This is a genomic window from Arthrobacter glycogeni (assembly GCF_054510815.1).
In genome coordinates this window covers 16,761-40,147 of record NZ_JBTNDV010000019.1, presented here as the reverse complement: position 1 = coordinate 40,147, position 23,387 = coordinate 16,761, and the positions used below count along the sequence as shown (strand labels likewise).

General features: G+C 64.9%; 21 protein-coding genes. 15 read left to right on the top strand and 6 right to left on the bottom strand.

Annotation, left to right across the window (positions count from 1 at the left end; translation table 11 throughout):
- Position 1: 1 nt before the first annotated feature.
- Positions 2-1,231 (top strand): radical SAM family heme chaperone HemW, encoded by a 1,230-nt coding sequence (gene hemW, locus ACX80G_RS16375; RefSeq protein WP_459309014.1) that lies wholly within the window; start codon positions 2-4, stop codon positions 1,229-1,231.
- 33 nt (positions 1,232-1,264) lie between these two features.
- Here the strand turns inward: hemW and ACX80G_RS16370 are convergent, their stop codons facing one another.
- Positions 1,265-1,696, bottom strand: a complete 432-nt coding sequence (locus tag ACX80G_RS16370) for a DUF4870 domain-containing protein (RefSeq protein WP_459309012.1) — start codon at positions 1,694-1,696, stop codon at positions 1,265-1,267.
- 87 nt (positions 1,697-1,783) lie between these two features.
- Positions 1,784-2,650 carry a DUF3097 family protein gene (locus tag ACX80G_RS16365; RefSeq protein WP_459309010.1) on the bottom strand — a complete coding sequence of 289 codons (867 nt, stop codon included), beginning with the start codon at positions 2,648-2,650 and terminating at the stop codon, positions 1,784-1,786.
- A 149-nt stretch (positions 2,651-2,799) separates the two neighbouring features.
- Between ACX80G_RS16365 and hrcA the strand changes: the two genes are divergently transcribed.
- The 3 genes from hrcA (at position 2,800) to ACX80G_RS16350 (ending at position 5,801) form a co-directional block, all read left to right on the top strand.
- A complete protein-coding gene (gene hrcA, locus ACX80G_RS16360; protein ID WP_459309008.1) occupies positions 2,800-3,813 on the top strand; it encodes a heat-inducible transcriptional repressor HrcA in 1,014 nt (337 codons plus the stop codon).
- Positions 3,814-3,918: 105 nt separating this feature from the next.
- Entirely contained in the window at positions 3,919-5,046 is a 1,128-nt protein-coding gene (dnaJ, locus tag ACX80G_RS16355; protein WP_459309006.1) for a molecular chaperone DnaJ, read from the top strand.
- Between the two features lie 2 nt (positions 5,047-5,048).
- Positions 5,049-5,801 carry a 16S rRNA (uracil(1498)-N(3))-methyltransferase gene (locus ACX80G_RS16350; protein ID WP_459309004.1) on the top strand — a complete coding sequence of 251 codons (753 nt, stop codon included), beginning with the start codon at positions 5,049-5,051 and terminating at the stop codon, positions 5,799-5,801.
- Positions 5,802-5,850: 49 nt separating this feature from the next.
- Here the strand turns inward: ACX80G_RS16350 and ACX80G_RS16345 are convergent, their stop codons facing one another.
- Complete coding sequence (locus ACX80G_RS16345) at positions 5,851-6,807, bottom strand: GerMN domain-containing protein (RefSeq protein ID WP_459309002.1); 957 nt, start codon at positions 6,805-6,807, stop codon at positions 5,851-5,853.
- 325 nt (positions 6,808-7,132) lie between these two features.
- Between ACX80G_RS16345 and ACX80G_RS16340 the strand changes: the two genes are divergently transcribed.
- From ACX80G_RS16340 to ACX80G_RS16320, 5 genes are all read left to right on the top strand, one after another.
- A complete protein-coding gene (locus tag ACX80G_RS16340) occupies positions 7,133-8,197 on the top strand; it encodes a PhoH family protein (RefSeq protein WP_459309000.1) in 1,065 nt (354 codons plus the stop codon).
- Entirely contained in the window at positions 8,194-8,667 is a 474-nt protein-coding gene (ybeY, locus tag ACX80G_RS16335; RefSeq protein ID WP_459308998.1) for an rRNA maturation RNase YbeY, read from the top strand. Before ACX80G_RS16340 ends, ybeY begins: the two co-directional genes overlap by 4 nt.
- Positions 8,668-8,687: 20 nt before the next feature.
- On the top strand, positions 8,688-9,980 hold the full coding sequence (locus ACX80G_RS16330; protein WP_459309035.1) for a hemolysin family protein: 1,293 nt from the start codon (positions 8,688-8,690) through the stop codon (positions 9,978-9,980).
- Positions 9,977-10,906 carry a GTPase Era gene (gene era, locus ACX80G_RS16325; RefSeq protein ID WP_459308996.1) on the top strand — a complete coding sequence of 310 codons (930 nt, stop codon included), beginning with the start codon at positions 9,977-9,979 and terminating at the stop codon, positions 10,904-10,906. The genes ACX80G_RS16330 and era overlap by 4 nt, the downstream gene beginning before the upstream one ends.
- Positions 10,907-11,018: 112 nt before the next feature.
- A complete protein-coding gene (locus ACX80G_RS16320; RefSeq protein ID WP_459308994.1) occupies positions 11,019-12,557 on the top strand; it encodes an LCP family protein in 1,539 nt (512 codons plus the stop codon).
- Between the two features lie 3 nt (positions 12,558-12,560).
- Here ACX80G_RS16320 and ACX80G_RS16315 read toward each other — a convergent pair whose 3' ends face one another.
- Positions 12,561-14,510, bottom strand: coding sequence for a M13 family metallopeptidase (locus ACX80G_RS16315; RefSeq protein ID WP_459308992.1), 1,950 nt, complete (start codon positions 14,508-14,510; stop codon positions 12,561-12,563).
- Positions 14,511-14,729: 219 nt separating this feature from the next.
- Here ACX80G_RS16315 and leuA point away from each other — a divergent pair, with 219 nt between their 5' ends.
- The 3 genes from leuA (at position 14,730) to ACX80G_RS16300 (ending at position 18,154) form a co-directional block, all read left to right on the top strand.
- Positions 14,730-16,478 (top strand): 2-isopropylmalate synthase, encoded by a 1,749-nt coding sequence (gene leuA / locus ACX80G_RS16310; protein ID WP_459308990.1) that lies wholly within the window; start codon positions 14,730-14,732, stop codon positions 16,476-16,478.
- Between the two features lie 126 nt (positions 16,479-16,604).
- A complete protein-coding gene (recO, locus tag ACX80G_RS16305; RefSeq protein WP_459308988.1) occupies positions 16,605-17,354 on the top strand; it encodes a DNA repair protein RecO in 750 nt (249 codons plus the stop codon).
- A complete protein-coding gene (locus ACX80G_RS16300) occupies positions 17,351-18,154 on the top strand; it encodes an isoprenyl transferase (protein WP_459308986.1) in 804 nt (267 codons plus the stop codon). The genes recO and ACX80G_RS16300 overlap by 4 nt, the downstream gene beginning before the upstream one ends.
- Before the next feature lie 113 nt (positions 18,155-18,267).
- Here ACX80G_RS16300 and ACX80G_RS16295 read toward each other — a convergent pair whose 3' ends face one another.
- Complete coding sequence (locus tag ACX80G_RS16295; RefSeq protein ID WP_459308984.1) at positions 18,268-19,449, bottom strand: alpha/beta hydrolase; 1,182 nt, start codon at positions 19,447-19,449, stop codon at positions 18,268-18,270.
- A gap of 101 nt (positions 19,450-19,550) precedes the next feature.
- Between ACX80G_RS16295 and ACX80G_RS16290 the strand changes: the two genes are divergently transcribed.
- Positions 19,551-20,627 (top strand): quinone-dependent dihydroorotate dehydrogenase, encoded by a 1,077-nt coding sequence (locus ACX80G_RS16290; protein WP_459308982.1) that lies wholly within the window; start codon positions 19,551-19,553, stop codon positions 20,625-20,627.
- A 91-nt stretch (positions 20,628-20,718) separates the two neighbouring features.
- Here ACX80G_RS16290 and ACX80G_RS16285 read toward each other — a convergent pair whose 3' ends face one another.
- Positions 20,719-21,291, bottom strand: coding sequence for a DUF3043 domain-containing protein (locus ACX80G_RS16285; protein WP_459308980.1), 573 nt, complete (start codon positions 21,289-21,291; stop codon positions 20,719-20,721).
- Between the two features lie 98 nt (positions 21,292-21,389).
- On the opposite strand from ACX80G_RS16285, the gene ACX80G_RS16280 reads away from it, so the two are divergent.
- The gene (locus ACX80G_RS16280) at positions 21,390-22,793 is read left to right on the top strand and encodes a dipeptidase (protein WP_459308978.1); all 1,404 of its coding nucleotides are present in this window, start codon (positions 21,390-21,392) and stop codon (positions 22,791-22,793) included.
- A 137-nt stretch (positions 22,794-22,930) separates the two neighbouring features.
- Positions 22,931-23,311, top strand: a complete 381-nt coding sequence (locus ACX80G_RS16275; RefSeq protein WP_459308976.1) for a HesB/IscA family protein — start codon at positions 22,931-22,933, stop codon at positions 23,309-23,311.
- The last annotated feature ends 76 nt before the right edge of the window (positions 23,312-23,387 follow it).

The following is a 23,387-nucleotide window of genomic DNA, read 5'->3' as shown; positions in this document are numbered from 1 at the left end:
AATGCCGAGTGCCCTGCCTCTCGGCCTGCCAGCGCCGGAGAACGGCCTGCTCCCGGAGCAGTCAGCGATTGGCAGCGCCCACCGCAAACTGGGGCTTTACGTCCATATCCCCTTCTGCGCAGTGCGTTGCGGCTACTGCGACTTCAACACCTACACGGCCACCGAGCTCGGCGGCGGGGCGTCCCAGGACCGGTACGCCGCAACCGTCAGTGCCGAACTGGACTTCGCCGCGGGAGTCCTGACCGCAGCGGGGGCAGCACCGCGCCCGCTGTCGACGGTGTTCTTCGGCGGCGGAACTCCCACGCTCCTACCAGCCGAGGACCTCGCGGCTGTGCTGCGCTCCGCCGTCGGGCACTGGGGGCTCGTCCCCGGCGCTGAGGTCACCACGGAAGCCAACCCGGACTCGGTGACGCCCGAGTCCCTCAAGATGCTGGCCAGGGCTGGGTTCACCAGGGTCTCCTTCGGCATGCAGTCGGCGGTGCCTCACGTGCTACGGGTCCTGGACCGCACCCACGCGCCGGAACGGGTTCCGCTGGCGGTACAGTGGGCACGCGATGCTGGCCTGCGCGTCAGCCTCGACCTGATCTACGGCACCCCGGGGGAGAACGCAACCGATTGGCAGCAGTCACTTGACGCGGCCCTGTCCTACGGGCCGGACCACGTGTCCGCCTACGCGCTGATTGTTGAGGACGGGACCAAGCTGGCGGCGCGGATCCGGCGCGGTGAGATGCCCGACATCGACGACGACGATCACGCCGAAAAGTACGCGCTGGCGGAACGGTCGATGGAGGCCGCCGGCCTGGGGTGGTACGAGGTCAGCAACTGGGCCCGCACACCAGACGACGCCTGCCAGCACAACCTGGCCTATTGGCGCGGCGACGACTGGTGGGGTGCCGGACCGGGCGCCCACTCCCACCTGGGGGGTGTGCGGTGGTGGAACGTGAAACACCCGACGGCTTACGCCCAGCGCCTCGCCTCGGGCGTCTCGCCGGCCGCGGGCCGGGAAGTCCTCGACGACGACACCCGCTATGTAGAGGAGGTCATGCTCCGCGCCAGGCTCAGCGAGGGTCTTCCGACCCATAGGCTTCGTCCCGCGGGACGACTCGCTGTGGCGGGCCTGATAGCCGACGAACTCATTGTTCCGGCTGACGCCTTCGCTGGCGTCATCACGCTGACCAGCAGCGGCAGATTGCTGGCCGATGCGGTTGTCCGCAGGCTGCTACCCGACTAGGTCGCCCGAGTGCCCGGAGACCTTGGGAAACGTCTACCTGAACAGGTGCAGGTTGAAGGCATACCGGTACGGGCGGCCTCGGTTGACCTCGATCCCGGCAATCACTGAAGAAACGGCGATGGCCACCCAGATCAGCGCATTGACGACGGCGAACAGCCCACCGACCGTCGGCAGCAGTGACAGCAGCCACGCAAGAAACGCCACCAGCGTGGGCGGGAAAGTGAAATTGAAGGCTTCCCTCGATTCCTGGGCGGTAAAGGGGCCGCGGTTCCTGAAGATCAGCAGGATGACTAGTGAAGGAATGAACCCCAGAATCCCGCCGAAATGGGACAGTGTAGCCCACTGCCGGTCCTCGGACGCGGTCAATGGCAGGGCATTCGCCGGCACACCCTCAAAAGCGGAAGGGGGCTGGGTCTCGCCGCCCTCGGATCCGTGCTGTTTGTGCTGGTCAGCGGGGTTCGACAACTAGACATCCTCTATTGCATGGGGGCGCCTGGGCAGGTACCTTTCCCCTCTAGAATACGTCTTTGCCCGGAAAACGCGTAGCGCGGATCAGGGGCTCAAGCCGGGATTCCCGGGAATTGTGAGGAAGTCAATGACCTCTTCAACCCTGCCCAGGAGCGATGGTTCGAGGTCCGCGTAACTGGTGACGCAACCTAGCAGACGTTTCCAGCCATGCGCCACAGCAGCCTTGTCCCCGTATGGCCAGCCAAGACCGGCGAGGATTCCGGTCTTCCAATCCTGGCCGCGCGGGACCACAGGCCACGCGGTGAGTCCGACTGCGGCCGGTTTGATTGCTTGCCACACGTCAACGTAAGGGTGCCCGACGACGAGAACGTTGGACGCCGCACCCGGAACCTTCATCGCCTCCTGCGCGATGCGCTGCTCTTTCGACCCGGTCACCAGGTGGTCGACCAAAATACCAAGCCGTCGGTTCGGTCCCGGGCCGAAGGAACGGATCATTCCGGCCAGGTCGTCGACGCCGTGGAGCGGTTCGACGACGATCCCCTCGAGTCGTAGATCGTCACCCCACACCTTCTCGACCAGTTCGGCGTCGTGCTGGCCCTCCACCCAGATCCGGCTGGCCCGGGCGGTCCGCGCCCGCGCGCCGTCGACCCTCAGCGAGCCCGACGGCGTCAGCCGGCGCGCTGGTGTCGCCGGCGGGCCGATGGGTGCCACCACTTCGACAGGGCCACCATCGACGTGGAAACCGAATCCCAATGGGAAGGTCTTGAGTTTGCCGCGCCGGTCCTCCAGCACCATCACCCGCATGCCTCCGGACTTCTCGACCCGGACAACAGCGCCCACGTAGCCGCTCTGTACATCCTCGAGTACCAAGCCCGTGCTGGCTGGAACCTTCGGGAGGGAAACCCGCCGCGGGGCGGAGATATCCTGGGCGCCCCATTCGTGTGGTGACAAAATTTTCGCTCGCTTCCAGTCTCGCCGCTGGACGGTCCGGCCAGGGATTTCAATGCTAACAATCCAATGGAACGTACTAGACTTGGCACTTGGGCGTGTCGAGTGCCAGATTTGCCGGAAGTGTCAGGAACCGTGTGCGGAGGTGAAATGTGAGCGAACCACGCCGCCTTGAGGTGTTGCGTGCCATCGTCGAGGACTATGTGCATTCCCGGGAGCCGGTGGGGTCGAAGGCCCTGGTGGAGCGCCACCAGTTGGGCGTATCATCGGCCACCATCCGCAACGATATGGCGGTCCTCGAAGAGGAAGGTCTCATCACCGCACCGCACACCAGTTCGGGGCGCATTCCCACCGATAAGGGTTACCGGCTGTTCGTCGACCAGATTTCCGAGGTCAAGCCCCTGTCGGCGCCCGAGAAGCGTGCCATCCAGGCTCTGTTGGAGGGCGCTGAGGACCTCGACGACGTCATGGACCGGACCGTCCGGCTCCTCTCGCACCTGACCAATCAGGTGGCGGTTGTGCAGTACCCCCACCTGGGGAGCGCGGCGGTTCGCCACCTTGAGTTTGTGTTGCTGGCTCCGAACCAGGTGTTGGTGGTGCTGATCGCCACCAACGGAACGGTCCAGCAGCGGGTGGTATCCCTCCCCGAAGCGGTGCCAGAGACCAGCCTCGCCGAACTCCGGCAGCATTTCCTCGGCTCGCTGGCCGGCACCAGACTGACATCCCTGCCGCAGGAACTCGCACTCGCCGTCGCTGCGTTGCCGTTTCAGCAACGCCGGGCGGGAACCGTGCTCGCGCGAACGCTTGAACAACTCGCCGGCATTAACCGCGACGACCGGATTGTGATGGCTGGCACAGCCAACCTGGCCCGATCCACAGTAGACTTTCCGTTGAGTATTGGGCCAGTGCTGGAAGCCCTTGAGGAGCAGGTGGTCATGCTACGCCTACTGTCCGAGATGAAGCACGACGCGTTTGGGGTCTCGGTGCGGATCGGGCGGGAGAACCCGCACGGCGGGCTTGCCGAAGCCTCGGTGATTGCCACCGGATACGGCCGCGATTCGTTGGCCAAGGTGGGAGTCCTGGGACCGACCCGAATGGACTACCCCACATCGATGGCGGCAGTACGTGCAGTGGCCCGCTACCTTTCGAGAATTCTGACCGACTGAGCCGCAGCCACGGCAGCGATGAATGTGTTCCAGCAACAGCCAAGCCATACCAGGTGGGGCACGAAGCCCCCATCTGGTCAGTAACGTAGGAAGTGAAGTGCAGGAGTGAGTAATCACTATGAAGTCCTCGGTGTGAACCGCGATGCCAGCGGCGAGGAGATCAAGAAGGCGTACCGCAAACTCGCGCGTAAGCTGCACCCGGACGTCAACTCGGGCCCGGACGCGTCCGAAGAGTTCAAGTTGGTCACCCGTGCGTACGAGGTGCTGTCGGACCCCCAGAAACGCCGCGTGTATGACACGACCGGCAACGAGAACGGGACTGACAACGGTTTCGGCGGCGGACACGCCGGCCCGGGCTTTGCTTTTCAGGACATCTTCGAAACCTTCTTCGGTGGGGGTGGTCCAAGCGGCCCGCCGTCGCGCACACGCCGCGGCCAGGACGCGCTCATCGCCGTCCGGATCGACCTGGTCGACGCCGTCTTCGGGATCAACAAAAAGATCGACGTCGACACAGCAGCCGTCTGTCCTACCTGCGACGGGTCCTGCTGCCAGGCGGGCACCTCGCCCAGGACCTGCGACATTTGTGGTGGCTCAGGCCAGGTGCAGCGGGCTGTCCGGTCAATTCTCGGTCAGGTCATGACCAGTGCCACCTGCGGCACCTGCCAGGGCTTCGGCACTGTCATCCCCAACCCCTGCAACGAATGCAACGGCGACGGCCGCGTCCGCAGCCGCCGCAGTCTCACCATCAAGGTGCCGGCGGGAGTCTCCACCGGCACTCGGATCCAGCTCGGCGGCCAGGGTGAAGCCGGTCTCGCCGGCGGGCCCCAGGGCGACCTGTACGTGGAGATCCGGGTCAACCCGGACCCCACCTTCCTGCGCGAAGGTGACGACCTTCATGTCACCCTTAGCGTGCCGATGACCGCCGCCGCCCTCGGGACCACCCTGAACCTTGCCTCATTCGACGGCGACCAGGAACTCGGGATCAAATCCGGCACCCAGTCGGGTGAGATCGTCACCCTTCGCGGCCTCGGCGTCACCCACTTGCGTGGCTACGGTCGGGGCGACCTCAAGGTCCACCTCAACGTTGAAACGCCGCGGAACATTGACCAGGCGCAGGAGGAACTGCTGCGCCGCCTCGCCGAACTTCGTGGGGAAGAATTCGTTGACGGCCAGCTGGCCAGCAACGGTTCCGGAGTTTTCGCGAAGCTGCGGGAGCGGCTGGGTAATCTCTAGGCGTGAGTAACGCACTCTACTTCGGTGACCCCGCCGCTGTCGCCGCTGCGCGCGCCGGATCGGACTTCGTCCTGACCGGCGCCGAGGCGCGGCACGCCGCCACCGTCAAGCGGGTAGCGGTCGGCGAGACGATCGATGTCGCCGACGGCCGGGGGCGGAGGGTCGTCGGGACAGTGAAAAGCACCGGGCAGGACGTTGTCCTCGACGTCGGGGCGGTGACCGACGAACCGGCCCCCGCCTGCCGCCTGATCCTCATTCAGGCCCTGGCCAAGGGAGACCGCGATGAACTGGCGGTGGAGGCAGCCACCGAATTGGGTGTCGACGCGGTTGTCCCGTGGCAGGCAGACCGCAGCATTGTGCGGTGGCGGGCAGAAAAGGCGCTCAAGGGGCAGCGGAAATGGGAAACCACCGTGTGGGGCGCTGCCAAGCAGTCCCGGCGGGCGTGGCTGCCCGACGTCCACCCGCTGCTCGACAGCGGATCGCTTGCCCACTGGTTGGCGGGGGTGGACTTGGCCCTGATTCTCCACGAGGACGCAGCATTGGGGGTCGGCTCGCTCCTGCCACCACAGTCGGAGGGCCACCCCAGCGCCATCGCCGTGGTGGTGGGCCCCGAGGGTGGCATCAGTGCGCGGGAACTGGACCTCTTCACGGCCCAGGGTGCGCACCCAGCCAGACTGGGCAACCAGGTACTCCGCTCGTCCACCGCGGGCCCGGCGGCCCTCGCTGTACTGAGCCAACTGATCGGCCGCTGGTAGCGGGCACGCCACCAGCAACCGAGAGGCCTGTGTTCAATAACAGCTTGCGCTATTTTACGGTGATGCGTTTGGTGTCGGTGTTGAGTTCCGGCCCGGACGGGTCATCCGACGGGCGATCGAAGACGCTGATCTCGTACTCCCCGGGCAACAGGGCGATGGTGAACTCGAACGGCCCAGGAGAGCCGGGACCATCGTCCAGGCGGACCGTGCCGCTGCGGTAGGGCTCCAGCACGGCGCCGTCCACCGCGGAAATACGCCAGTGCAGTACACCGACCTCGGAAACCGCACTGCCAGCCACGGTGATCGTCGACTGGTCGCGGACCTCACCATGCTGCGGCTCAATAATCCAGATCGGGGCCATCAACGCGGCATCGCGCTGCATCCGCCCACCAAGTTCGATCTGCCCGAAGGCGTTGAAGCCGGCCACTCCATCGACCAGGACGACGACGCTGCCCGGGTCGCCGTCGGACACCAGCCCCGCGTTGGCGGCTGCGGCAGTTGCCGTATACACGAGTTGCTGGATGGCCTGATAGGCCGAGCCCTCATCGATCCCGGCACCGAAGGCATCCGACGAGATGTCGACGGTGATGATGTTGTCGGGGGAGATCGACGCACTTACCGTGCTGGCCGGCGACCACGACCCGAAGTAGTCCGGGTCCAGGGGGCTGCTGGCGGTCATCGCCTGGATCGCGGCAGCGATCGGGTCGCCACCCTGATCACCCTCGATGAACTCCCGGTACAACAGGAGGTCGCCTTCGTTGTCGCCCAACCAATAGACGGGGAGCAGATTGCCGCTAGTGGCCGTGGCGGGGGGGATAACCGAATTGGCCACCGACGAGGGATCGGTCAGAGTACTTGCCTGCTGTGGGAGGGATGTGGTGGCATCGTCACTGTCGACTGACGCGCAACCTCCCACTCCCGCAGTAATCAGCGAGATCAGCACGACCGTAGCGAGAACGCGGCCCCGACGGCGCCGCACCACTCCGCGTTGAAAGGTCCAGTCCATCGGTGTCCTGTCCTTTCGCCGGTCCGCAGGTCATTGTTCGTCGCAGAGTGGTGCATCCACGCAACGTCTTCAAGCTTGACATACGGCACCCCGACCAAAAGGGGGTTAAGCCAACTCGTCGCCGGACTGAGACAGTATTGGAACCGAGCCGTTGCAGGGAAGAGATCAACTGCTTCCTGGTGGCACTGACGCGGTGCCGGTCCTACGGATTCGCCGTGGGTGGAAACGCCCGGGTAGGGGAGCGCATAACGTAAGATTGACCGCGGGGCGGTATGCCGTCACCAACCGATTCAAGGAGAGATGGAAGGCCGCGAGGGCCGATTATATGACCGATTCTTCAGTTGGCATTAGCGCAGTGGGCATGGACACGAAGGTAGTCCACTTCGATTCGACCGAACAGATGGTTCAAGCGCTGGGAACCAACGATGAAGCGCTGAGGCTGATCGAGAGCACCTTCGTCGGGGTAAATCTCCACGTCCGCGGCAACGAGTTGTCCATCACTGGCCCCGCCGTCGACGTTTCACGGACCGAACGTCTGATCTCCGAGATCCGCACCCTTGCCGCCAACAACACCACCGTCAACCCCCAGGTGCTCAAGCAGCTGGTCGCGATGCTGAAGGACCAGTCGATCAGCAGTCCCTCCGATGTACTGACCATGAACATCCTCTCCTCACGCGGCCGGACGATCAGGCCGAAGACGCTGAACCAGCGTGACTACGTTGAGGCGATCGACCGGCACACCATCGTGTTCGGCATCGGCCCGGCCGGAACCGGAAAGACCTACCTGGCAATGGCCAAGGCCGTCCAGGCGCTGCAGCACAAAGAAGTCAACCGGATCATCCTCACCCGTCCTGCAGTCGAAGCGGGGGAGCGGCTCGGTTTCCTGCCCGGCACCCTCAGCGACAAGATCGACCCGTATTTACGGCCCCTCTACGACGCGCTGCACGACATGATGGACCCCGACACCATCCCCCGGCTGATGGCCGCCGGCACCATCGAGGTGGCGCCCCTGGCCTACATGCGTGGCCGCACCCTTAACGACGCCTTCATCATCCTCGACGAAGCGCAGAACACCACCCCGGAGCAGATGAAGATGTTCCTGACCCGGCTGGGCTTCGGCTCCAAGATGGTGGTTACCGGCGATGTGACCCAGGTTGACCTGCCCGGGGGGACCAACTCGGGCCTGCGGGTTGTCAGCGAAATTCTCGGTGGGGTACCGGACGTCAGTTTCCGCACCCTCGACGCGTCCGACGTCGTCAGGCACCGGTTGGTTGGCGACATCGTGACCGCCTACAGCGTCTGGGACGAAAACCAGCGGGCGTCGTCCGCCCGGGATCACCGCGGCCCACGCGGGCACGCCGGGGTCAAACCGGCCGGGGTCAAAGCATGAGCATCGAAGTCAACAACGAGTCGGGGATCCCGGCCGATGAAGAGAATCTGATCCGGCTTGGCCGCTTCCTCCTTGATGGGCTGTTTGTGCACCCCGAGGCCGAGCTTTCCATCATTTTGGTAGACACCACCACGATGGAGAAGCTCCACCTTGAGTGGATGGACGAACCGGGGCCGACCGATGTCCTATCCTTCCCGATGGATGAGCTCCGACCGGGGACTGCGGGCCGGCTCACCCCCGCTGGGGTGCTGGGCGACGTTGTGCTGTGTCCCGAAGTGGCGCAGGCTCAGGCCGTGAAGGCCGGGCATTCGACCCAGGAGGAACTGTTACTCCTAACAACGCACGGTGTCCTGCATCTTCTCGGATATGACCACGCCGAGCCGGACGATGAAGCTGTGATGTTCGCACTGCAGCGCCGCCTGCTGGCCGAGTTCCTGGGCGGAAAAGCGCCCGAGGAGACTGTCAGTTGATCATTTGGGTTCTCGCCATCATGGCGTTGGTGTTTGTTCTGGTAGCTGCCCTGGTGACTGCGGCCGAGGCCGCCTTCAGCTACCTGCCCCGCCAGGAGGGCGAAGAGCTGGTTCAGGGCTCATCGGGCAAGGCTCTGGAGGGAATCCTTGCGTCTCCGATTTCCCACATGCACGCGCTCCGGTTCTGGCGCGTCTGGTTTGAGATGGCAGCCGCCGTGGCGGTGGCGATCCTGTTCCACGATGTCCTGGACAACGTCTGGATTGCTGGACTGCTGGCAACCGCCACCATGGCCGCCGTCGGGTTCGTGCTGGTGGGAGTATCACCCCGCCAGCTCGGCCGGACCCACGCGAGCAGGGTGGTTCCTGCGACTGCCGGACTGGTGAGGTTCCTCTGCAGGATCCTCGGGCCGGTTCCGCGCTGGCTGGTCTCCCTGGGAAGCGCTATCACACCGGGTGCAGCCCGCGCGGAGGCTGCCTTCTTCACCGAGGAAGAGTTCCGCGAACTACTCTCCCGCGCCAACGACGCCGAAATGATCGAGGACAGCGAAGCCGAACTGATCCACTCGGTCTTCGAACTCGGCGACACCAAGGTCCGCGCGGTGATGGTGCCGCGCACCGACATGGTCTGCATCGACTCGGGTTGCACCCTGAAACAGGCGATGTCTTTGTTCCTCCGTTCGGGATACTCACGAATTCCGGTGATTGGCGAGAGCGCCGACGAAATTGTCGGCATCCTCTACCTCAAGGATGTGGTGGCTCAACTGCACGGCCCCGACGGTCATGACGAGGACCTGGTCGACGGCGTCTGCCGGGCCGTGCGTTATGTCCCCGAATCGAAACCAGTCAGCGATTTCCTGCAGGAGCTGCAGCGGGAATCGACCCATGTGGCGATCGTCATCGACGAGTACGGTGGAACAGCCGGGCTCGTTACCTTGGAAGACTTGATCGAGGAGATTGTTGGCGAGATCGTCGACGAATACGATTCTGAGGTACCCGAACTGGAACAGCTGGCCAACGGCGAATACCGGATCAGTTCGAGGATGGGCATCGACGACCTAGGCGAAGTGTTCCACGTCGACCTGGAGGACGACGAGGTGGACACGGTCGGTGGGCTGCTCGCCAAGACCCTGGGTCGGGTACCCATCGTGGGCAGTGAGGTAACAGTCGGCAGTATCGGCCTGCGTGCCGAACGTGTCGAGGGTCGCCGCAACCGGGTTTCGCACCTTATTGTGTGGAAACGGGAACGAGCGTTCGACGACGACGGCCGGGACCGGAATCCCGCACAACTTCAAGGACACGGCGGAACATCATGAGCGAACACCATCACCGGGCTGGCTTTGTTTCCCTGGTCGGACGTCCCAATGCCGGGAAGTCGACGCTCACCAACGCGTTGGTGGGGCAGAAGGTGGCTATCACCTCCTCCAAACCCCAGACCACCCGCCATACCATTCGTGGCATTGTGCACCGGGAGGACGCCCAGCTGATCCTCGTTGACACGCCGGGGTTGCACCGGCCGCGTACCCTCCTGGGCCAGCGCCTCAACGACCTGGTCGCCGACACCCTCGCCGAGGTCGACGCCATCGGCTTCTGCATTCCCGCCAACGAGCCGATCGGCCCGGGCGACAAGTTCATTTCGCAGCAGCTCTCCAGGTTGCAGCGGAAACCCCTGATCGCTGTCGTGACCAAAACCGACCTCGTCGACCGCGCCGCCTTGACCCGCCAGCTGATGGCAGTCGTTGCCCTCGGCGAGGAAGTGCTGGGCGCTGACGGGTGGGCCGACGTCGTCCCCGTTTCGGCTGCTGACGGTTTCCAGGTGGAAACGGTCGGCGACGTTTTCGTCTCCCACATGCCCGAATCCCCGCCCCTGTACCCGGGTGGGGCTCTCACCGACGAACCCGAAGCCGTAATGGTGGCGGAACTGGTGCGGGAGGCGGCCCTTGAGGGGGTGCGCGAGGAGATGCCGCATTCCCTCGCGGTGGTGGTCGACGAAATCGTCCCCCGCGAGGGCCGGAGCGCTGACAACCAGCTTCTCGACGTCAGGGTCAACCTGTTCGTCGAGCGCTCCTCCCAGAAGGCCATCATCATCGGCAAGGGTGGGTCCCGGCTCCGGGAGGTTGGCACTAACGCCCGCAAGAGCATCGAAGCCCTGCTGGGCACCCGGATCTACCTCGACCTGCACGTGAAAATTGCCAAGGACTGGCAGCGGGATCCGAAGCAGCTGGTGCGCCTCGGGTTCTAATCGGGCACTACCCGGTCGCAGCAGACGTTGTCTCTAGTGGCTGGGGTCAGTCCGCTCCGCTGGAACTCAGGCCAGCTACCACCGACCGAATCCTTCGAAAGGGCTGCAACGCATGAGTAGTCGACGCGCCGATGCCAGCCACAACGCCGAAGGTTCAATGGTGTCTCCGGGCGGAAGGCATCTGGGCCGTCAGGCGCCGCAGCGGATACTGAAGATCATTGCTGTTGCCCTGGCCGCCGTCCTGGTGGCGGGCGTCGGATTCGCGTCAGTGCAGCTGCTCCGGCTCCAGGGCAACGTCGCAACACAGCCACTGAACCTCTCAACCGATCAGGGCGACGACGCCGCAGCCAACATTGACAGTGACCCCGTCCAGGTGCTCATCCTCGGTACCGATACCCGGACCGGCGCAGACAACGCGGCGTATGGCGGCGCTGAGTTCACCACCGAGACCGGCAACTCCGACGTGATGATGCTCATGCACCTGTCCGCTGACCGCGAGGACGTGACAATGGTCAGTTTCCCCCGCGACCTTCTGGTGCCCTTACCGGCATGCCTCGATCCGGAGACTGGAACGCTCAGCCCATCACAGGACCTCGCCATGCTCAACGGCGCGCTGGGCAACGGCGGGCCGGGTTGTACGGTCGCCGCGATCAACGAACTGACCGGGCTGAAGATTGACCACTTCATGATGGCTGACTTCAACGCGGTCAAGGAACTCTCGTCAACGCTCGGCGGCGTTGACGTCTGCGTCAATGAGGCAATCGAGGACACCTACTCGGGTCTCAGCCTCCCCGCCGGAACCTCAGAGGTGGAAGGCGAACAGGCCTTGGCCTTCCTCAGGACCCGACATGCGTTCGGCGACGGCGGGGACGAAGGCAGGATCCGTGCCCAACAGTCCTTCATGGCGTCGCTGGCCCGCAAGATCCAGGTGGAGGGCACGCTCACCAACCTTCCCCGCATGTACGCCATCGCTGAGACAGTCACCAAGAACCTTACTGTCGACGACGGTCTGAGCCAGATCCCCGACCTGCTTCGTCTGGCAGACCGACTCAAGGACGTCGACCTCGCCAAGGTTGCTTTCGTGACAGTGCCCGTGCTGCCGTATGAACCCGACCTCAACCGGCTGATCCCGGACGAGGAACGCGCAGAAGAGCTCTTCGCAACCCTCGTCGAGGACCGCAGTATCGTCGCCGAACCGACCCCCGAGCCTTCCGGATCCAGTAGTTCGCCCGGCTCGACAGATGCGGCGGAGAGTCCAGGCATGGAACCGTCCGACGCCGCTCTGGACTTCGATCCGGCGGGCGTCCCGTTTACCATCATCGATTCGTCGGGGGAACCGGATCGCGGGGAGGAGATCCTGGATCTCCTCCTGGGCAAGGGGTACACGCAGGCGGTCGTCACCGAGGATGTGGCCACCCCGGCGACGCAGCTGTTCGTGGGCCCGGGCTATGAGGCGATCGGCGCAGCAGTAGCCGAGCTGTTCGGCCTGGCCGAGGTACAGGTGCTCTCCAGCCCGGTCACCGTGGGCCTGGCGTTGAGCGTCGGTGAGGATTTCACCTCGGGCGACACCGTCTCGACAGAGGGGTTGCCCCCGGAGCTGTCCGGCCAGACAGCAGATCAGGTGACCTGCCAGGCATCCTTCGGGTCTTAGCGGCTACCAGATCCTGACCCGCAGGGCGGGGTCCAACCACAGGTCGTCGCTGTCGGTGACGGAGAACGCATCGTGGAACTGGTCGAGGTTCCGCACCACCTGGTTGCAGCGGAACTCGTTGGGGGAGTGCGGGTCGACGGTGAGGCGGCGTAGAGCCTCCTCACCGCGGATTTTCTGCCGCCAGCATCGCGCCCAGGAAAAGAAGAAGCGTTGTGCGCCAGCCAGGCCATCAACCTCCGGTGGCTCGTGGCCGTCGAGGCTGAGGAGATAGGCCCGGTAACTGATCGTCAGACCGCCCAGGTCCCCGATGTTCTCTCCCAGGGTCAGCCGGCCGTTCACTGAATGTTCCCGCGCTTCTGCAGGGGACAGGTGGTCGTACTGGTCCACCAACTGTTGGGTCAGCGCATCGAACGCGGCACGGTCCTCATCGGTCCACCAGTTGGCGAGCCGGCCGCTGCCATCAAACTGGGAGCCCTGGTCATCGAAACCATGACCGATTTCATGGCCGATCACCGCACCGATCGCCCCATAGTTCACGGCCGGATCAGCGTCAACGTCGAAGAACGGTGGCTGCAGGATGGCGGCGGGGAAAGCAATCTCGTTCATGGTGGGCAGGTAATACGCATTGACCGTCTGCGGGGTCATCAACCAGTTCCCCCGGTCAACCGGTCCACCGAGTTTCGCGAGCTGACGATCGAGTTCAAACGCGGTGGCCCGCTGCACATTCCCGTAGGTGTCGCCGTCGACAATGTCCAGTGCCGAATAGTCAATCCACGAATCGGGAAACCCGATTTTGGTGTGGAACTGGTCCAGTTTCGTGAGGGCCCGCGATTTGGTTTCGTCGGTCATCCAGTCGAGGGAGCTGATGCTGCTCCGGTAGGCGGCCAGGAGATTCTCGACGAGGCCGAGCATGACCGCCTTGTGGGTGGGCGGGAAATGCCGGGCCACGTATTCGCGCCCAACGGCTTCGCCGACTGCCCCTTCCACCAGCGCCACCGACCGCTTCCAGCGGTCCTTGATCCTGGGCGTCCCGCTCAGCTGGGTGCCGTAAAATTTAAAGGCCGCGTCGACGAACGGCTTGCTGAGATAGCCCGCGGCGTGCAGCAGCACCCGGGTGGCCAGCCAGCTCTTCCACACGCTCAGGTCTTCGGTGACCATCAGGCGGTCCACGGCTGCCAGATACTCCGGCTGGCTGACCACCAGCTCCCCCATTCCGGTGTTGTTTCCGGTCAGCCGGTCCAGCCAGGCCCGGCTGAACGGCGCGAGCTCGGTCAGCGCATCAAGGGTCAGCAGATTGTAGGTGGCCTGCGGGTCCCGCCGGGTCACCGCATCCATGTGGGAGGCGGCAAGCTGTGTCTCAAGGCCAACGACTGCCTGTGCCCGTTGCTCGGCGTCGGGCTCTCCCGCCGCCGTCAGCAAGGCTGCGAGGAGCTGCCGGTACTCGTCCCGGGTCTGGCTGAACTTGTCCTCACGGTAATACGACTCATCGGGCATGCCCAGCCCCGACTGGTAAAGGTGCACCACGTAACGCTCCGGATTGCCTGCGTCGTTGCTGACATAGGGCAACGCCAGGCCGGCACTTCCAGTGCGGGACAGGTCGGCGTCCAACGCGACCAGCTCGGCAGGCGACCCCACAGCGGCGATCCGGCGGAGGATCGGTACCACCGGGTCGGCGGCCAGCCGCTCGATCCGTTCCTCATCCATGAACGAACTGAACAGCGCCTTGATCCTGAAGGTGTCTCCGGCGGCGTCCGGCGTGGCGGCGGCGTCCTCGATGATCTCGCGGACGGCCAGTTCGGCTGCGTCACGCAACTGGGTGAACGCGCCCTCGAGCGGCCGATCCGACGGGATGTCGGTGGCGTCAAGCCAGCTGCCGTTGATGTGGCGGAACAGGTCGTCCTGCACGCGGGGCGCGGTAGTCGTGGTCGCGCTGGTCGTGGCTGCCGATGCCATGGGTGGTCCTAACCGCTGAGAGTGAAATCGTTCCGAAGCCCATCCTATGCTCCGTGCTAGGGTTGGCTTGTGCGCGCAGAACTGCTTCTACTTAGCTGCCGTGGCGGGGCCAGAACGACTTCCTAGTCAAGGCCGACCCCCCGCTGCGGAGTCAGTAACGCCCCGGCCCAGTCGTGAAGCATCTGCCCCAAGAACTTCCACAGAACAGGCCAACCCCCCATGCGCAACGCACAAAAACCCTCCGGAATGCCGTTTCACAAGTACACCCCGTTCCAGGACCAGATCACCGTCCACCTGCCGGACCGGACCTGGCCGGACAAGGTCATCACCAAGGCGCCGCGCTGGTGCGCCGTCGACCTGCGGGACGGCAACCAGGCGCTGATCGACCCCATGAGCCCTGAACGTAAGCACAAAATGTTCGATCTGCTGGTACAGATGGGCTACAAGGAAATCGAGGTGGGGTTCCCGTCCGCGTCGCAGACCGACTTTGACTTTGTCCGCCAACTGATCGAAACGGACCGGATTCCCGATGACGTCACGATCCAGGTCCTCACCCAGGCCAGGGAACACCTGATCGAGCGTACCTACCAGTCCATTGACGGCGCTGACCGGGCCATCGTTCACCTCTACAACTCGACGTCCGTGCTGCAACGACGGGTGGTCTTCAACCAGGACATGGACGGCATCGTCGACATTGCGCTGACCGGCGCGCGGCTCTGCCGCAAGTTCGAGGAGACCCTTCGAAACACCCACATCACCTACGAGTACTCACCGGAGTCGTTCACCGGCACAGAGTTGGAGTTCGCTGCCCGGATCAGCAACGACGTTGCCGCCGTGCTCGAGGCCGGTCCCGACCGCCAGATGATCCTGAACCTGCCGGCAACAGTCGAGATGGCCACCCCCAACGTCTACGCCGACTCCATCGAATGGATGTGCCGCAACCTGGAGAACCGGGACAACATCATCTTGTCGCTCCACCCTCACAACGACCGCGGTACGGGAGTGGCGGCGGCGGAGCTTGGGTACCTGGCCGGCGCCGATCGGATCGAAGGGTGCCTCTTCGGCAACGGTGAGCGCACCGGCAACGTTGACCTGGTCACCCTGGGTATGAACCTCTACGGGCAGGGCATCGACCCGCAGATCGACTTCTCCGACATAGACCACATCCGACGGACCGCTGAGTACTGCAACCAGCTGCCCGTCCCGGAACGCTCGCCCTACGGCGGGGACCTTGTGTTCACCGCATTCTCCGGCTCTCACCAGGACGCCATCAAAAAGGGCTTCGAGCGGATGGAGAGCGACGCCGCCGAAGCGGGCAAGACGGTCGAGGACATCCCGTGGGCTGTCCCGTACCTGCCGATCGATCCGAAGGATATTGGGCGCAGCTATGAGGCAGTGATCCGGGTGAACTCGCAGTCCGGTAAGGGCGGGGTGGCATACCTGCTCAAGAACGAGCACAGCCTTGACCTGCCCCGGCGGGCGCAGATCGAATTTTCGGGGGTCATCCAGCGGCGGACGGACACCGTCGGCGGAGAGATCAGCGGTGCCGAACTGTGGAAGGTGTTCCAGGACGAATACCTGCCCAGCCGGTCCGGAGGCGCGGGCACCTGGGGTCATTACGCGCTGATGAGCGTCAACACCGCGACAGCCGAAGATGATTCCTTCAAACTGACAGCCTCTTTGCTGGTCGACGGGGTCCAGCAGCGCCGCTCCTCCCAGGCCAATGGCCCCATCGCGGCCCTCCTGGGCATTCTGGGCGAAGACGGCGTCGACGTCAGGGTGCTCGACTACACCGAGCACGCCCTGTCAGCAGGCGGTAACGCCCGGGCGGCAGCCTACGTCGAATGCACCATCGGCGAGCGCGTCCTGTGGGGGGTAGGTATCGATTCAAACACCACGATGGCCGCGTTGAAAGCGGTCATCTCAGCAGTGAACCGGGCCATCAGGGACCAGCAGCAGTCCAGCTAGCAACCGGGACGCCCCCGGCACTGGTTCATGCCGCACTGGTTCATGCGGCGCTGGTGCGTCCGGCGGCGGGGCGGCGCGCCACCGCCGGATGCATCGGCAAAGGGTAAGGGGTGCGAAAATAGGGGAGTGTCTTCGTCTTTCGCTTCCCGCACCTACCGCGCTGAAGGCGTGGTGCTGCGCACCCACAAGCTGGGCGAAGCCGACCGGATCATCGTTTTCCTGACCCGGGACCACGGGCAGGTGAGAGCCGTTGCCAAGGGGGTGCGGCGCACCAGCAGCAAGTTTGGTTCGCGACTGGAACCGTACATGACCGTCGATCTGCAGTTGGTCGCCGGTCGGAGCCTCGACGTGGTTACCCAGGCCCAGACGAAGGGCGCGTACGGTCACGGGATTGCCGCCGACTACGGCCGCTACACGGCCGCCGCGGCGATCGCCGAAACCGCCGAACGGCTGACAGACGCCGACGGCGAGTCCTCCACCGCACAGTACAACCTGATCGTTGGTGCGCTCTCAGCCCTCAGTAGGGGGCTGCACGCCCCGGAGCTGATCCTCGACTCCTACCTGCTGCGGGCCCTGGCCACCGCCGGGTGGGCTCCGAGCTTCACCGACTGCGCCCGCTGCGGCACCCCCGGACCGCACACCGCGTTTTCGGCACCACTGGGCGGGGGCGTCTGCTCGGATTGCCGGCCCCCCGGTGCGGCGTCGCCGTCGGCCGAGTCCATGGCGCTGCTGGCCGCCCTGCTGTCGGGGGACTGGGAAACGGCTGATGCTTCAGGTCCGCAGTCCCGCCGGGAAGCGGCAGGACTGGTGGCAAGTTACCTGCAGTGGCATCTTGAACGTGTCGTCAAGTCCCTCAAACTAGTGGAGCGTCAGTGATCCAGAACCGACCGGGTACCCCTTCGGAGCCGTGGCCGCACCCCAGCGGTGAGACGGCGCCCACCATTCCCGCGCAGTTCGTGCCCAAGCATGTGGCGATCGTAATGGACGGTAACGGCCGGTGGGCCAACCAGCGCGGCCTGCCCCGGACCGAGGGTCACCGGGCCGGCGAAGCAGCGCTGCTGGATGTGATGGCCGGTGCCATCGAGATCGGGGTCACCCACGTCTCCGTCTACGCCTTCTCCACCGAAAACTGGAAACGGTCCCCCGACGAGGTGCGTTTCCTGATGGGTTTCAGCAGGGACGTCCTGCGCCGGCAACGGGATCAGCTCGACGCCTGGGGGGTCAGGATCCGCTGGTCGGGGCGGCGGCCACGATTGTGGGGATCGGTGATCAAGGAACTTGAGGTCGCCGAGCGGCAGACCTTGGGCAACAGGACGTGCACCCTCACCATGTGCGTCAACTACGGGGGCCGGGCCGAGATTGCCGACGCCGCGCGAGCCATCGCCGAGCAGGTGGAGGCGGGGAAGCTGCGGGCCTCGGCGGTGTCCGAGAAGACAGTGCAGAAGTATCTCGATGAGCCCGATCTACCCGACGTTGACCTGTTCCTCAGGACGTCGGGTGAGCAGCGGCTGTCCAACTTTATGTTGTGGCAGTCCGCTTACGCCGAAATGGTGTTCATGGATGTCCTCTGGCCCGACGTCGACCGGCGGGTGCTGTGGCGGGCCATCGGGGAATACGCCGCGCGGGACCGCAGATACGGCGGAGCGGTCGACCACTCGGCGTCGGCACCGGGCTAGCTCAGTCGCTAGTGCAGTCTGGCTGGTCAAACTGGGCTGGTCCAGCTGGGCTGGTTCAAACTGGGCTGGTCCAGCTGGGCTGGTTCAAACTGGGCGAGTCCAGCCAGCGGTGTTCAGGCCCGTTGGTTTACAGGCGGTGCCCAGGCCTGCCGCCCCAGCCGGGTTGTTTCCTGACAGCGCAGCCAGGCATCGAGCGACTGGTACACCCTGCGACGCACCGGCTCCCGGGACAGCAGGACGTCATGCAGGGCGTCCTCGAACCGGCAGACGGTAACTGTTGACCCGAGTTGCAGAGCCCGTTGGGTCATCAGGGTGACATCGAGGACGCTGTCCGTGGTGAGCATCGCGTCATTCCAGACAGGGCTGACCGACGATCGGGCGGAAGCCAGGACCAACACGGGTACATCAATGGTCAGCCCTCTGCGCACCTGCGCGTGCCCGGCCAGGACCGCCGCAACCCACCCGGCCCTGATCGGGAACCCGAACTCGGGGCGCCATTGCGGGTGGAGTTCCCATTCCCCGTCGGCGGCGTTGCTGATGCTCCGCCAGTAGAAACCGAATTCGGGCAACTTCAGCCGAGCCTTCGGCCTGAAGCGGATGATGGGGTCCAGCAAACCCTGGGTGGCGCCGCGCAGGATGGCGCTACCCTGCACATCCAGCCACGGACTGTTCAGGATCAGGCTGGCGATCCGGCCAGGATTCCGGTTCGCCCAGAGGGAAGCGACCAGCGCACCCGTGGAGTGCGCCATCAGATGGATGTCCGCCCGGACGGGGGTTCCCCGCTGCTCGGCCGAGTGAGCGGAGATTGCCGTCAACGCGTGGTCAATGTCGTCGTCGTACTCGGTGAGGTTCGTGACATACCCGGGGGTCTGCCAGGTGCGGAGGCTCCGCCCGTATTTTTTCAAGTCCAGCGCGTAGAACGCGACGCCGCGCTCGGCGTAGAACTCGGCCAGCCCACGGTGCATGAAATAGTCGCTCCAGCCATGCAGATACAGGACGGCGGCGACGGTCCGGGAGTCCGCGTCGGGCACAGATCCGGCCTCACCGTCAGATTCGGCGGGGACTGGCGCCGGGTGGTTCCGGAGCGCCGACCACCAGGCGCTCAGGTTGGCGGTAATGCTGCGGCGCAGGGTGAAGTTCGTTGCGGTGGGCGGGGGACTGGCCGGCGCCGGGACGACTGGACGGGCGTAGGACACCAGGGTGGCGACGCACGGGCCCTCATCGTCGGACCCGAGGTTCAGTTCGGCGCACGTGAACCCGTCGCCGAGATAGTCCGGTTTCCAGATCAACCCCATCCGAAAACTGTAACCGCAATTGCGGTTGACGGGCCCGCACCACGGCTTGCCCCTTCGACAACGAGTTGTTGTTGACTGGCCCCGCATGGGAGTTTTAGACCATGCGAATCTACCCGGCGATTTTCCGACTGCTTTTTGCCCGCATGGATGCCGAAAGGGCTCATCGGATCGGGTTTCGCCTGATTCGGGTAGCCGGGCGCACGCCGGCAGGACTGGTTCTGCGCCAGCTCACCAAACCGCATCCGGGGTTGCAGACCAGCGCCCTGGGGATGACGTTTCCGTCGCCGTTTGGTCTCGCCGCCGGTTTTGATAAGGAAGGGCACGGGATTGCCGCCCTGACCAGCCTGGGGTTCGGCCACGTTGAGGTAGGCACCATCACCGGTCAGGCGCAGCCCGGCAACCCGACGCCCCGCCTGTTCCGGCTCATCGCGGATCGTGCGGTGATCAACCGGATGGGCTTCAACAACGACGGGGCCGCTGCGGTCGCGCCGCGCCTCCGGGCGGCCCGTACCACGCTGGAACGGCGGTACGTTGCCAACCGGCCCATCATCGGCGTCAATATCGGCAAGACAAAGTCAGTCAACCTGCGGGACGCGGTCGAGGACTATCTGGTCAGCACCCGCGAGCTCGCCCCCGCCGCCGATTACCTGGTGGTCAATGTCAGCTCGCCCAACACGCCAGGTCTTCGGCTCCTCCAGGACGTCGAATCGCTGCGGCCGCTGCTCACCGCAGTCCGCCGGACCGCTGACGAATGCGCCGGCCGGCCGGTGCCGCTGCTGGTCAAAATTGCGCCCGACCTTGAGGACCAGGACATTGACGACGTCGCTGCCCTCGCTGTCGACCTCCGGCTGGACGGGGTGATCGCCACGAATACCACAATCACCCGGTCCGGTCTGGTCACCGACAACGCAACGGTGATGAAGTGCGGCGTCGGCGGTCTCAGTGGAGCCCCCCTGAAGCAGCGTTCGCTCGAAGTGCTCCGACGCCTGCGGGCGACCGCCGGGGACCAGCTGGCCATCGTGTCGGTTGGTGGCGTCGAAACCGCCGAGGACGTACTCGAACGCCTTGATGCGGGCGCCACCCTGGTCCAGGGGTACACGGCGTTCCTCTATGAAGGACCGTTCTGGGCCCGCAAGATCAACCGCCGCCTTGAGGCACTGCTCGCCGCCCGGCAATAACCCTGAACGGCAGAAACCCTGAACGGCAACATCCCGGGAAACAAACGAAAACGCCCCTGGCTGTCGAAGCCGGGGCGTTTTCGAAGTATTTCTAGGCGGGGTATTGGCCGCGCTTCACAAGTGCCTTGGGTAGCCGCAACCGGCGAAGCTGCAATGCACGGGTGACTCCGTACCAAAGATCGCCGCGGCCTGGTTCGCCGAACTTGGCGGTCAACCGCTTCTTCAGGCTTCTTCGGAGCAGGAAGCAGTCGACGACGACGGCGATGATGCCGATCCAAAAAGCGTTCAACGCGATGGCCTGCACCTGCATGCTGGGCACGAAGCTGAGCAACACAAAAACCAACGCCGCGACCATCAGGAACTCGCCGAGGTTCCAGCGGGCGTCAACAAATTCCCTGACGTAGCGACGGTTCGGGCCCTTGTCGCGCAGCGGTAGGTACCGTTCGTCACCGGTGTCGAGGGCCTGCCGTGTCTTGAGCCGCTCTGCCCGCTGCGCGTCGCGGCCTGCCGCCTTGGCTGCCTTCCGGTCATCGGGGACCAGCGGGCGCTTCCTGGCAGCCACCTGCGAGCTACGGCGCGGCGTCGGCACCCCCTTACCAACTGAGCGCTCTACGGGTAACTGGTCTACTGGGGCCTCAGGGCCCTCTTTTCTACGTCCAAACACCCTTCAAGGATACCCGCCGCGTCGGGCCCGTTCGCCCGGACTTGCGTCAGTGGGATGTGTAGCGTCCCTGTCCAGCGCTACTGTGTAAGGTCGTCTTCATGACTCAGCAACGACTTCCGTCCAGCACAGACTTCTCAACCCAGGATCTCCGCGCCGCTGTCGCGGCGGGCTTCGATGGGACAGTCAGTCAGCTTGTCGACCTGGTGGCCATTCCCGGGATCGCCTGGGCGGCCTTCGACCCGGCCGAGCTGGATCGCAGCGCCGCCGCTGTCGCGGAGCTGATCCGGGCCGCGGGCATCAACGACGTCCAGGTGCTGCGGGTCAGCACGGACGGTGTACCGGGTGGTCCCGCCGTCGTTGCGCGCCGTCCCGCCGCGCCCGGCAAGCCGACAGTCCTGCTCTATGCCCACCACGACGTCCAGCCGCCGGGGGACCCTGCCCTGTGGGAAAGCGAGCCGTTCACCGCCGTCGAACGCGATGGCCGGTTGTATGGCAGGGGAGCGGCCGATGATAAGGCCGGGATCATGGCGCACCTCGGTGCGCTCCGGGCGTTGGACCAGGTGTTGGGGGAGGACTTCGGCGTCGGCGTCACCCTGTTCATTGAGGGGGAGGAAGAGGCAGGCTCACCAACGTTCAGGACCTTCCTCGACACCCACCGGGAGTTGCTGCAGGCGGACGTCATTGTGGTGGCCGATTCCAGCAACTGGAAGGTCGGCGTTCCGGCCCTTACCACCAGTCTCCGCGGGCTGGTCGATGGAACCGTAGAAGTACAGGTCCTTGAGCACGCGGTGCACTCGGGGATGTTCGGGGGGCCGGTTCTCGACGCGCCAACCCTGCTGTCCCGGCTGATCGCCACCTTCCATGACGACGCCGGCGACGTCGCCATTGCCGGACTGGCCGGCGGCGACGACGCAACAGTCGACTATCCGGAAGCCGACTACCGTGCCGACGCCTCAGTGCTCGGCGGCGTGCGGCTCGCGGGCACCGGGTCCATCGCGTCACGGCTCTGGACCAAACCGGCCCTGTCCATCATCGGACTGGACGCGCCGACCGTCGCGCTGGCAGCAAACACCCTGCTGCCGCGGGCGCGCGCCAAGTTCAGCCTGCGCCTTGCGCCGGGCCAGGATCCGGCGTCGGCCATGGCCGCGGTAAGAGACCACGTCCAACTGAACGCACCCTTCGGTGCCACGGTGACGTTCACCGCCGGTGAGACTGGCAACGCCTTCGCTGCCGACACCGCGGCGCCAGCAGCGAAGACAGCGCTGTGGGCACTCGAGGAAGCCTGGGGCGTCCCGGCGGTGGAAGCAGGCATGGGCGGTTCAATCCCGTTCATCGCGGACCTCACCGAGGTGTATCCGGCTGCGCAGATCCTGATTACCGGTGTTGAGGACCCGGATTCCCGCGCGCACAGCGCCAACGAATCGCTGCACCTCGCCGAATTCCAGAAGGCTGTCCTCGCCGAGGCCTTGATGCTCTCCCGGATCAACGCCGAGGGCCTCTGACGTCCCACCACCGAATGGCGGAACCTGGGGCCCAGGACGGGCAGAATCCGCCGGGTTGGTTCCGACCGGGACTACCGACGTACCATTGAGCAGGACGCAAATCCGCGACACGTGTCCACAGCGAGGAGAAACCAATCATGAGTACTTCCACCAGCGAAACCACCAACGAAACCACTGCGGCCGTATTGGCCGCGCACGAGGTGCAGCTCTCCGACGTTGCCGCCGACAAGGTGCGTAGCCTCCTGGAACAGGAAGGCCGAACCGACCTGCGGCTCCGCGTCGCCGTGCAGCCCGGCGGCTGTTCCGGTCTGATCTACCAACTGTATTTCGATGAGCGGACTCTCGACGGCGATGCCGTCCGGAACTTCGACGGCGTCGAGGTCATCGTCGACCGCATGAGCGTCCCGTACCTTGCGGGTGCCTCCATCGACTTCGAAGACACCATTTCGAAGCAAGGGTTCACCATCGACAACCCCAATGCTGGCGGCTCCTGCGCGTGTGGCGACTCGTTCCACTAACAGGGGTGTTCTGCCCAACCAACCACCGGAAACGACCCGCGAAAAGTTCGGCGGCGGGCTGCTGCCGCGTCATCCA